This window comes from Gordonia sp. (in: high G+C Gram-positive bacteria), from assembly GCF_049299075.1.
Classification (GTDB): domain Bacteria; phylum Actinomycetota; class Actinomycetes; order Mycobacteriales; family Mycobacteriaceae; genus Gordonia.
In genome coordinates, this window is the sequence record NZ_JBAQWU010000266.1 from 1 (window position 1) to 9,344 (window position 9,344).

General features: G+C 67.5%; 8 protein-coding genes. 1 reads left to right on the forward strand and 7 read right to left on the reverse strand.

The features are described 5' to 3' along the window. Positions 1-56: 56 nt before the first annotated feature. From WAW85_RS08290 to WAW85_RS08305, 4 genes are read right to left on the reverse strand one after another with little or no spacing between them, the layout of a single operon-like run. Positions 57-665 carry a potassium channel family protein gene (locus WAW85_RS08290; protein ID WP_422559150.1) on the reverse strand — a complete coding sequence of 203 codons (609 nt, stop codon included), beginning with the start codon at positions 663-665 and terminating at the stop codon, positions 57-59. Beyond that, positions 665-2,818, reverse strand: coding sequence for an MMPL family transporter (locus WAW85_RS08295; RefSeq protein ID WP_422559143.1), 2,154 nt, complete (start codon positions 2,816-2,818; stop codon positions 665-667). The genes WAW85_RS08290 and WAW85_RS08295 overlap by 1 nt, the downstream gene beginning before the upstream one ends. Next, complete coding sequence (locus WAW85_RS08300; protein WP_422559144.1) at positions 2,815-4,881, reverse strand: M13 family metallopeptidase; 2,067 nt, start codon at positions 4,879-4,881, stop codon at positions 2,815-2,817. The genes WAW85_RS08295 and WAW85_RS08300 overlap by 4 nt, the downstream gene beginning before the upstream one ends. Positions 4,882-4,924: 43 nt before the next feature. Further along, complete coding sequence (locus WAW85_RS08305) at positions 4,925-5,659, reverse strand: pirin family protein (protein ID WP_422559145.1); 735 nt, start codon at positions 5,657-5,659, stop codon at positions 4,925-4,927. 100 nt (positions 5,660-5,759) lie between these two features. On the opposite strand from WAW85_RS08305, the gene WAW85_RS08310 reads away from it, so the two are divergent. Beyond that, a complete protein-coding gene (locus tag WAW85_RS08310; protein WP_422559146.1) occupies positions 5,760-7,391 on the forward strand; it encodes an NTF2-like N-terminal transpeptidase domain-containing protein in 1,632 nt (543 codons plus the stop codon). 50 nt (positions 7,392-7,441) lie between these two features. Here the strand turns inward: WAW85_RS08310 and WAW85_RS08315 are convergent, their stop codons facing one another. From WAW85_RS08315 to WAW85_RS08325, 3 genes are all read right to left on the reverse strand, one after another. Further along, positions 7,442-7,843 carry a DUF3054 domain-containing protein gene (locus WAW85_RS08315; RefSeq protein WP_422559147.1) on the reverse strand — a complete coding sequence of 134 codons (402 nt, stop codon included), beginning with the start codon at positions 7,841-7,843 and terminating at the stop codon, positions 7,442-7,444. Between the two features lie 40 nt (positions 7,844-7,883). Then, positions 7,884-9,032, reverse strand: a complete 1,149-nt coding sequence (locus WAW85_RS08320; protein WP_422559148.1) for a lysylphosphatidylglycerol synthase transmembrane domain-containing protein — start codon at positions 9,030-9,032, stop codon at positions 7,884-7,886. A 14-nt stretch (positions 9,033-9,046) separates the two neighbouring features. After that, the coding region (locus tag WAW85_RS08325; RefSeq protein WP_422559149.1) for a hypothetical protein at positions 9,047-9,344 on the reverse strand (298 nt) is incomplete at its 5' end.

Here is a 9,344-nt window from a genome sequence, read left to right on the forward strand (position 1 = left end):
AGTCAGCGTGCTTGATGTCCGGAATCAGCGGTCGTTAGTATCTGGGGGCGTCAGTATCAGGGGGCGTCCGCGGCCGCTGGTCGTCGTACGGCGTTGAGGCGATTCGTGACGATCATGCCGAACAGTCGGGCGCCCAAGCCCAACAGGATCAAGTTCGCGGCCATCTGAAAGCTCACTGCGAGGCGCGCGGCTTGGCTCACGGCGTTAATATCGCCGAAGCCCGTCGTGGTGAACACCGTCAGGCAGAAGTACAGCGCATCCATGCGAGTGAGCTGCTCGTTGAAGCTGCCCAGGTGATAGTCCGAGAAAATAAAGTAGACCGTCGAGAACGAGATCAGATACAGCGTCACCAGCGCGGCGAGCATCTCGATAGCGGCGGCTAACGGATACTTCGCGTGCAAGAAGTTGCGGACCTCCCACACGCAGAAGGCGATCAGTAGCCCGCTGCCGATCAGCGTGCCGATCACGGTGAGATCGCTCTCTTTGTTGAAGGGGAGCAGGAAGTAGCCGATCAGCAGGACGCACGCAGCGCCGAGCGGGCGCAGTAGCGCACGGGCGAGCCAGGGCGCATTCACGTTGCTCAGGGTGGCGCTCCCGACCGAACCCTGGGTCACCAGCAGCGACTCGGCCGACCCGGGGCGGGTGGACGGTGATTCCCGATCGATCACGCGGACCTCCGATCTGCCCGAAACTGGGCCGGCCACCAGATTGGCGGACCGACGTCGAGTGTGACAGCCGGAACGAGCAGCGACCGCACAATCAGGGTGTCGATCAGCACGCCCACCGCCACCAGGAACGCGATCTGCACGAGGAATAGCAGCGGAATCACCGCAAGCGCCGCGAAGGTGGCAGCCAGCACAATCCCGGCGGCACTGATCACGCCACCAGTGGTGGTCAGTGCGATGACCATACCGCGCCGGGTGCCGTGAACTTTGGCCTCTTCGCGTGCCCGCGTCATCAAGAAGATGTTGTAGTCGATGCCCAGCGCCACCAGGAACACGAACGCGAACAGCGGCACCGTCGGATCGGCACCCGGGAAACCGAACGGCCCGTTGAACAGGAGTGCCGCGATACCGAGGGTGGTCGCGAACGAGAGCACCGTCGTCGCCAGCAGCAGCGCCGGGGCAGCGAGGCTGCGCAGCAGCAAGATCAAGACGGCCAGGACGACGACGAGCACCGCCGGAATCACCACATTGCGGTCGCGCGCGGCCGTCTGCCGAGTATCCAGGTCAACGGCGGTGGCGCCGCCGACCTCGGCGCCGGGGATGGCGCGCAGCCCGTCCCGCAACCGCACGATCGTGTCCTGCGCCGCCAGCGAATCTGCGGTGGCCGTCAGCGTCACCTGCACGGCGGATCGGCCGTCGTGCACGACGGGAACAGCCTCTTCGGTGAGGATCTCGGCGGCGCTGACGCCTGGGGTCTGGCGGGCGACTGCGGCCGCCTCGGTGGCCTCGGTGGACGGCACCAGTAGCCAGGTCGGGGTGCCCGAGCCCGCGTCGAAGTGTTTGGCGTGGATGGCCGCACCGTCGACCGACTCGACCTGCCCGAGGAAGAAGTCGTTAGTGGCCACCCCGTCGCTGCGGAACATCGGGGCGAAGACCGCGCCGACGATCAGCACCAGCAGCGTCACCGCCCACACCTTGCGCGGGGCGCCGCTCACAAAATTGGCGACCCGTTGCCAGATCCGGTGGGTGCTTTGGTTGCTGAGCTCTGTCGAAGTGCTGGTGCTGAGCTCCGTCGAAGTGCTGGTGCTGAGCTCCGTCGAAGTGCTGGTCACCTCTGGGTGCGGCCGCCGCGGCCAGAACGCGGTGCGGCCGAAGAGCGCCAGTACCGCGGGCAGAAAAGTGATCGAGGCCAGCAGCGACGAGGCGATTCCGACGGCGGCGATCGGGCCGAGGCTGCGCGTGGAATTCAGATCGCTCAACAGCAGACACAGCACCCCGAGGATCACGGTGCCGGCCGACGCGGCGATCGGCGGCAGCGTCGCCCGCCAGGCGCGCCATAGCGCGCGGTCGGCATCGTCGTGGGCAGCAAGTTCCTCGCGATAGCGGGCGACCAGCAGCAGGGCGTAGTCGGTGGCGGCGCCAAAGACCAGGATGAACAGGATGCCCTGGCTCTGCCCGTTGAGTTCCAGTGCGCCCGCGCGCGTGAGCCAGTAGACGATGCCGCAGCTCAGGGCGAGGGCGAGCAGCGCCGAGAGCACCACCACGATCGGCAGAATCGGCGAGCGGTACACGATGATCAAGATCAGTAGCACCAGTGAGCCCGCCACCAGAAGCAGCAGGCCGTCGATACCGGCGAAGGCACTCGACAAATCCGCGGCCTGCGCCGCCGGGCCGGTGACCGCGACAATCAGCCCGGACGGCGGATTGGCGAGCACCGCGCGCAACTCGCCAATGGTGGCCTTGGGTTTGCCGTCGGTGGAGATCGGCAGGAACTGTTCGGCGGCTGCGCCGTCCGGGGCCGGCAATACCGGCGAGAACGACGGCCCGAAGCCTGGCGCCCCGGCCAGCGGTGCGGTGGCTTGACTCAGCCACGCGAGATCGCCAGCGGTCAGGCCCGCGGCACCGGTGCGCTCGGCGACGATGATGGCCGGAAAGAAGCCGGTGTCGATGAAGGCGGGCAACTGTTCGGCGACCCGAGTCGACTCCGCCGACGCCGGGAGGAAGGCGCTCGCATCGGTGGTCGTGACCTGATTGAGCTTGCCCGCCAGCGGGCCGGTGATTCCGCCGATCCCAAGCCAGAGAAGAACCGCGATTGCCGGGAGTAGCCAGTATTTGGCGGATCGCCGGGTCGGCCGCGCCGCCGCGCCGGTCACCAGATCCGGACCCGGTCGGCGGGCGCCAGGTACAGCGCCGCGTCTTCGGTGACGTCGAAGGCGTCGTAGAAGGCATCGAGATTGCGGACCACGCCGTTGCAGCGGAACTCCGGCGGTGAATGCGGGTCGATCGAGAGGCGGCGAATGGCCTCCTCGTCGCGCGTCTTGGTCCGCCAGATCTCCGCCCAGCTGAAAAAGATGCGTTGCGCGCCGGTCAGGCCGTCGATCGTGTCGACAAGCTCAACGGGCGAGCCGGAGGTGGCTGCTGCGCCGGGCTGGGCGGGGGTGGTGCTTTCCTGGGCGATGTCGTACGCGACGAGGGCGATGGACAGTCCGCCGAGATCGCCGATGTTCTCGCCCAGCGTGAACTCGCCGTTGACGGTGTGCTCGGCACCGAGGCCGGCGGGGGTGTACTGCGCGTACTGGGCGGCGAGGGCACCGGTGCGCTTACCGAACTCGGTGCGGTCGGCGTCGGTCCACCAGTCCACTAAGTTGCCATCGCCGTCGTACTTGGCGCCTTGATCGTCGAAACCGTGCCCGATCTCGTGGCCGATCACGGCCCCGATTCCACCGTAGTTCGCGGCATCGTCGGCGTCGGCGTCGAAGAACGGTGGCTGCAGGATGGCCGCCGGAAAGACGATCTCGTTCATTCCGGGGTTGTAGTAGGCGTTAACTGTCTGCGGGGTCATGAACCACTCGCCGCGGTCCACCGGCTGCCCGATCTTGGCCAGCTCCCGATCAGTCTCGACGGCGGCCGATCGGGCGAGGTTGCCGATCAGGTCGGCGGGATCGACGACCAGCGCGCTGTAGTCGCGTGCGGTGGCCGGGTAGCCGATCTTCGGAGTGAATCGGTCCAGTTTGGCTAGCGCGCGGGTCCGGGTGGCTGGCGTCATCCACGCCAGCTCGGTGATGTTGCGCCGGTAGGCCTCGATCAGGTTCGCGATCAACTCGTCCATCCGCGCTTTGGCGGCGGGCGGGAAGTGCTTCTCGACGTACTTGTCGCCGACGGCGAAGCCCATTGCGTCCTCGACGAAGCCCACCCCGCGCTTCCACCGGTCGCGGTTTTCCGGGGCGCCGCTCAGCGTGGTGCCGTAGAAGGCGAAGTTCTCGTCGACGAACGACGAGGAGAGGTACGGCGCGCAGGCGCGCAGCAGCCGCCAGGTGAGCCACGTCTTCCAGTCGGCTAACTCGCCCTGTGCCACCAGTCGGGCTGCGGCCGTCAGGTACGACGGCTGGCCGACGTTCACCTCGGCAAATGCCCGGCCCGCCCCTAGATCGTGGCCTCCTGCTCCCTGAGCTTGTCGAAGGGTCGAACCGCCGCCGGTCACCGCCGCAACCCAGGCGTCGACGTCGAAACCCGTGGCGGCTGCGGCGAAGTCGGCGTAGCTATGCAGGTTGTAGGTGGCCTCGGCATCGCGTCGGCGCACGACGTCCCAGTGATGGGCGGCGAGTGCCGTCTCGACGTCGAGTACGGTCTGCGCTTTGGTGGCCGCGTCGTCGATTCCGGCGAGCGTGAACATCTTTGCAATGTGGGTTCGGTAGGCTTCCCGCGTCGCGGCGTGCTTATCTTCGCGGTAATACGACTCATCGGGCAGGCCCAGACCGGACTGCACGATGTGCACCAGGTAGCGGTCGGACTGGCGGGAATCGGTGTCGACGTAGAAGCCGAAGAGCCCGCCGACCCCGCCGCGGGCCAGCTCGCCGAGCATGGCCGAAAAGGCGGTGGTGTCGCCGATCGCGTCAATCGCGGCCAGTCGGCCCGCGATGGGCGTCAGACCAAGCGCCTCGATGCGGCCGGTGTCCATGAAGGATGCGTACAGGTCGCCGATCCGATCGCCCGGCTGTTCGGCCGATTCTTCGACGATTTCCCGGACATGCGCTTCGGCGTTGTCGCGCAGGACGTGGAAGGCTCCGTCGATACTGCGGTCGGCGGGGATCTGGTGCTCGGCGAGCCAGCGGCCGTTGACGTGGCCGAACAGGTCGTCGCCGGGGGATACCGCAGCGTCGACCCACTGCAGGTCGAGGCCGGACTTGGAATCATCGAGAGTCGTCACGGCCTCCATACTGCCGCAAAAGCTCGCTCCGTCGGCCAGCGTGTGGCTCCGATCAGGTGAACAAGTCGCTGAGGGCGGAGTGCATCGTCCAGATCAGCAGTTCGGCGTCGCTCACCGCGGTCACGCGGGTGCCGCCGAGATCGGCCGCGCGCAGGGTGTCCGCGGTGGCCAGCGTCAGGCCTTCGGTGGTGACCGCACCGCGGGTGACGAACAGGTGGGTGAATCGGCCGCTGGGCAGAGTTGCGCTGGCGCCGGTCGCCAGACGGGCCACCCACAGTGTGGCACCGGCATTGCGGATGCGGATGGCGGAGTCGTGCCGCCGGTCCCCAGAGGCCAACGGCAGCAGCCCGCCGGCGGCGAGTTCGGTGGAGATGTCGCGTTGCTCGTAGGACGGATTGTGGCCGGTCTCGTCGGGCAGGACCCACATCTGGATGTAATGCGCTGGCTCGGAACTGTTCTCGGCGTCGTCGTTCCGTTCCGAATGCGTGAGGCCGGTGCCAGCGCTCATCCGTTGGGCCAGGCCCGGGTGGATCACCCCTCGGTTCCCGTTCGAGTCGTGGTGGACCAGCGATCCAGACAGCACCCAGGTGACGATCTCGGTCTCGGCGTGCGGGTGGGTGTCAAAGCCCTGCCCGGGGGCGACAAGCTCGTCGTTGTGGACGAGCAGGACCCCATGATGGGTGTCCTGTGGGTCGTAATGGTCGCCGAAGGAGAATCCGTGCTGCGAAACCAGCCAATCGGTACTGGTCACCGCGCGATCGGCGGCGCGAACGAGAAGTAGGGACATGGCTCCATTATGGAGGGATACCGGATCGTGACCACTTAGACGCCGGAACGTGAACACACAGACTGGCCAGCGGCATGTTAAACAAGTGACTATTGGGAATATGAAGAAGCTGTCGTGGCGTTCGGCGATGGCGCTGTGCCTGGGCGCCGTGCTCGTCGTTGTCGTGCCCGCTTGCGGAACCGACGACGAGAGCGAGCCCACTAAAGCGGTGCGTGCCTTCGCCGCGGCGATGTCTCGGCAAGACGTCCAGGCCGCGTCCGACCTCACCACCTCGCCGTCGCAGGCTGCCGAAGCACTGGGCGTGACCTTCGCCGGTATGCACGCCCGCACCGTTGACGCGCAGGTCCTCGATACCGTCGAATACGGTGACGGCACCGCGTCGTTCAGCATGAAGATCGGCTGGGCGTGGTCAGACGATCGGGGCTGGGGGACCAAGACGACCGGCAGCGTCCGCCAGCTGGCGACGGGATGGAAGGTGCAGTGGGATCCGACGCTGCTCAACGCCGGCATGCCGGTCGGTGGGCGCCTCCAGATGGTGCGCACCGATGCCACGCCCGCGCCGACCGTGCGCAGTACGTCGGGCAAAGCGTTCATGCAGATGCAGCCGGTCCACGAGATCATGATCAATCCGGCGGCCACCCGGAATCTGCAGCGTTCGGTGAATGCCCTGGCTGCGGCACTCAAACCGATCGCGCCGTTGATCACCGCGCAGGTGATCAATGACAAAATCGCCGACGCGCAAGGCGGGGAGACGTTGGCGGCGACGCTGCGCGAGCCGGACCTGAAGTTGCTCGCCGCTGATCCGGAGCGGATTGCCGGGGTCACCGTGGTCAAGGGGGGCATGCTGGTGATGAGCGATCGTCGGATCTCCACGCCGCTGGCCACCGGCCTGACCAACTACTGGCAGGCCATCCGTGACGCCACCGCAGGCTGGCAGGTCCAGCAGGCCGCGCCCGGCGCGGTCCCGGTCGAGTTGGCTGGTGAGCAGGGACGCTCCGGGCCGGACATCATGACCACGATCAACCAGGTCGAACAGCTGACGCTCGGCGACGCCGTGGTCGAGGTGGCGCAGCCGGCCACCATCATGACCTTCGACGGGACGACCGGCGCGATCCTCGGGATGGCCCAGAACGACGCGGCCGAGCACGAGCGTGTGCTGGCCGACGTCGCCTATCCGACCGGTAGCACGCTGGACCCAGTCTTCGACGCTATCGACTCCTCGGCCAAGACCCGCGAAGCCGCCGAGGCGCAGATGCACCATTTGGGCCTGGGCCTGACCTTCACCGTCCCCGGCGTCGTGGCGCCGCGGGATTCCGCACGCGGGACGTTCGGCGCGGCCTCGTTCCGACCACAGGACTTCACCGCCACCATGATCAACATGGGCGCGCTCGGCGTCGCTGTGTCCCGTTCGTTGTCCGGAGAGGACACCGCGGTCGCCCCCTTCCTGATTAAGGGCTCAGCTACCAAAATCACCGGGGGCGCGTTGGGCAAGATGACGCCGGCAACGGTGCGCGCCGTGGCTGCGGGGATGGCGGCGACTGCTCGCACCGGCGACGCCAGTGACATCACCGGGGCGCCCGGCCTGCGCGCTCTGGTGGGCACCAACGGGGCGTCGGGCCCCGGCTGGTTCATCGGACTCTCCGGCGGCAAGGTGCTGGTCGTCTACTGCGAAGACGAGCGCGCGGGCACCGCTGCTCTCCAGGTCGCGCAGAAGTACTACCGCCTCGACTAGCGAGCGCCGGTCACCGCGGACATGGGGCGTCGGGTCGACGCCAGTATCGCTCAGGATTGTTTGTTGCGCGCCATGACGCGCGCCGCGATCCGCCAGCCGATCAGCAAGACCGTATTCGACACCGTCGCGACAATCACGAAGGCGACGGCCACGTCCTGTCCGGACAGCCAGCGCAGCGGCATGCCGAGCGCCACGACGGTCACCACGCAGAACGCGCCCACCCACAATTGTTGCGGCGCCCACGACCGCTCCCGGGCGGCACTGATGGCTGCGGTCAGCAGCCAACCAGCCGCCAGACCGACCAGGAACGGCCACAGCGCGTTGGCGTAGCCGGCGAGAGCGAGCCCGTGGGCGTGGTTGATCCGACCGATGGCCACGAATACGGCCACCCCGATCACGTCCAGTGCTAACCAGCGAAGGCGTCGAAAATCGGGAGGCATCGGAGTGGTCATGAGCGTTAACGCTAGACCGCGCGCGGAAGCGGGTGGGCGATCAGGTGCGGCCGGGGTCGTCGCGGCCGTGCGTCGGCGCGGCGTCGGTGGGGTCGACGACATCGTTCGCGCTCTCCTCGCGCTCCATCTCCGAGCGGATATCGTTGCGGGCCTTGATCGCGCCACGGTAACGGAAGGTGATCACCACCCAGCCGATGAGCGCAATCAGCAGGTAGCTGACGAGGCGGTACAACAAGATCGCCAGGAGCGCGTCGCTCTGGTCCATCCCCGCGGCGACCAGCGGCGGGAACATGGCGACATCAACGACGCCGATGCCGCCCGGGAGCAGCGGCACGGCCGTGCCGACCGCCTTGCCCACCGCATAAGCGACCATCAGGCCGATGATCCCGGGTTCCGCGCCCACCGCGTAGCAGGCGAACGCCAGACAGGCGACGTCGGCGACCCAGTTGAAGAAGCTCCAGCCGAAGGCGGCCATCGTCGCGCGCCGTCCAAGCTTCACCGAGCCGAGTTGCACGAGGATTCGGTTCAGTCGCTCGACACCGTGGTCGGCGGGCTTGTCGCGCAGATTGTTCACCCAGGACAGCAGACCGCGGCCGACGCCACGCAGGATTTCCGGGTGGGTGGCCAGGTATTGGACCAGAGCGATGAGGATGATGAACGCGCTGAGGCTGAAGATCACCGAGTAGGGACTGGTCCGGGCACCCGCCAAGATGGCGCCACCGAGGCCGAGGACGGCCAAACCGATGCCAGCGAGCAGCCCGGACATCACCAGCTGCCAAGACGCAATCACCGGCGCCGCACCCCACTTGCGGCTTTCCCGGTAGATGAAGGCCGGCGAGAGCACCTGGCCGCCCGGCATGGTGGCCGAGATCGAGTTGGAGGCGAGTATCACCGCTAGCGATTCGCGCTGGGAGACACGGACCCCCGCAGCCTTGAACAGCACCCGCTGCACCTGAGCGAAGCTGTCCATCGACGCCAAAGCGGCCACGATGCACGCCGCCACCCAACCCCAGTGGATTTGACCGAGGCTGTCCCACGCTTTGCGTAGGTGCGGCCACACGAAGATCCCCTCCACCGTGAGCACCGTCAGGACCAGGAGAATCGCCGCGAGGCGGAGCCCGCGTTGCCACGTCTTGCGAGGTTTCGGTCCGCCGACTGCTGGGTCGGGTTCGCGGTTCTCGTCAGGCATGGCGGCTATGGACCTCAGTCCTGATCGTCGGCGTCGCGGGTACGGCGCAGCAACTCGTGCACGCTGATCTGCTCACTGCGCTCGCGGCGCCGATCGACGCGCGGTGCCTCGGCCTTCAGCTCCTCCAGACTCACATTCGGGTCGAGGGGGTCGGTGGGACGACCGTACTGCGGCGGCATCCGGGTCTGGCCGCCGCCGATGGGACCGGGATCTGGGCCGACCTGCGGGCGCGGTGTGCTCGGTCGGGTCGGCGGAGGTGTCGGGACCGGGGGTGTCGGGACCGGGGGTGTCGGGACCGGGGGTGTCGGGACC

Bases quoted from the DNA above. Each gene is read 5' to 3' on its own strand.
- WAW85_RS08310 (WP_422559146.1), top strand. From the start codon at position 5,760: ATGAAGAAGCTGTCGTGGCGTTCGGCGATGGCGCTGTGCCTGGGCGCC.
- WAW85_RS08300 (WP_422559144.1), bottom strand. From the start codon at position 4,881: ATGGAGGCCGTGACGACTCTCGATGATTCCAAGTCCGGCCTCGACCTG.
- WAW85_RS08305 (WP_422559145.1), bottom strand. From the start codon at position 5,659: ATGTCCCTACTTCTCGTTCGCGCCGCCGATCGCGCGGTGACCAGTACC.
- WAW85_RS08315 (WP_422559147.1), bottom strand. From the start codon at position 7,843: ATGACCACTCCGATGCCTCCCGATTTTCGACGCCTTCGCTGGTTAGCA.
- WAW85_RS08320 (WP_422559148.1), bottom strand. From the start codon at position 9,032: ATGCCTGACGAGAACCGCGAACCCGACCCAGCAGTCGGCGGACCGAAA.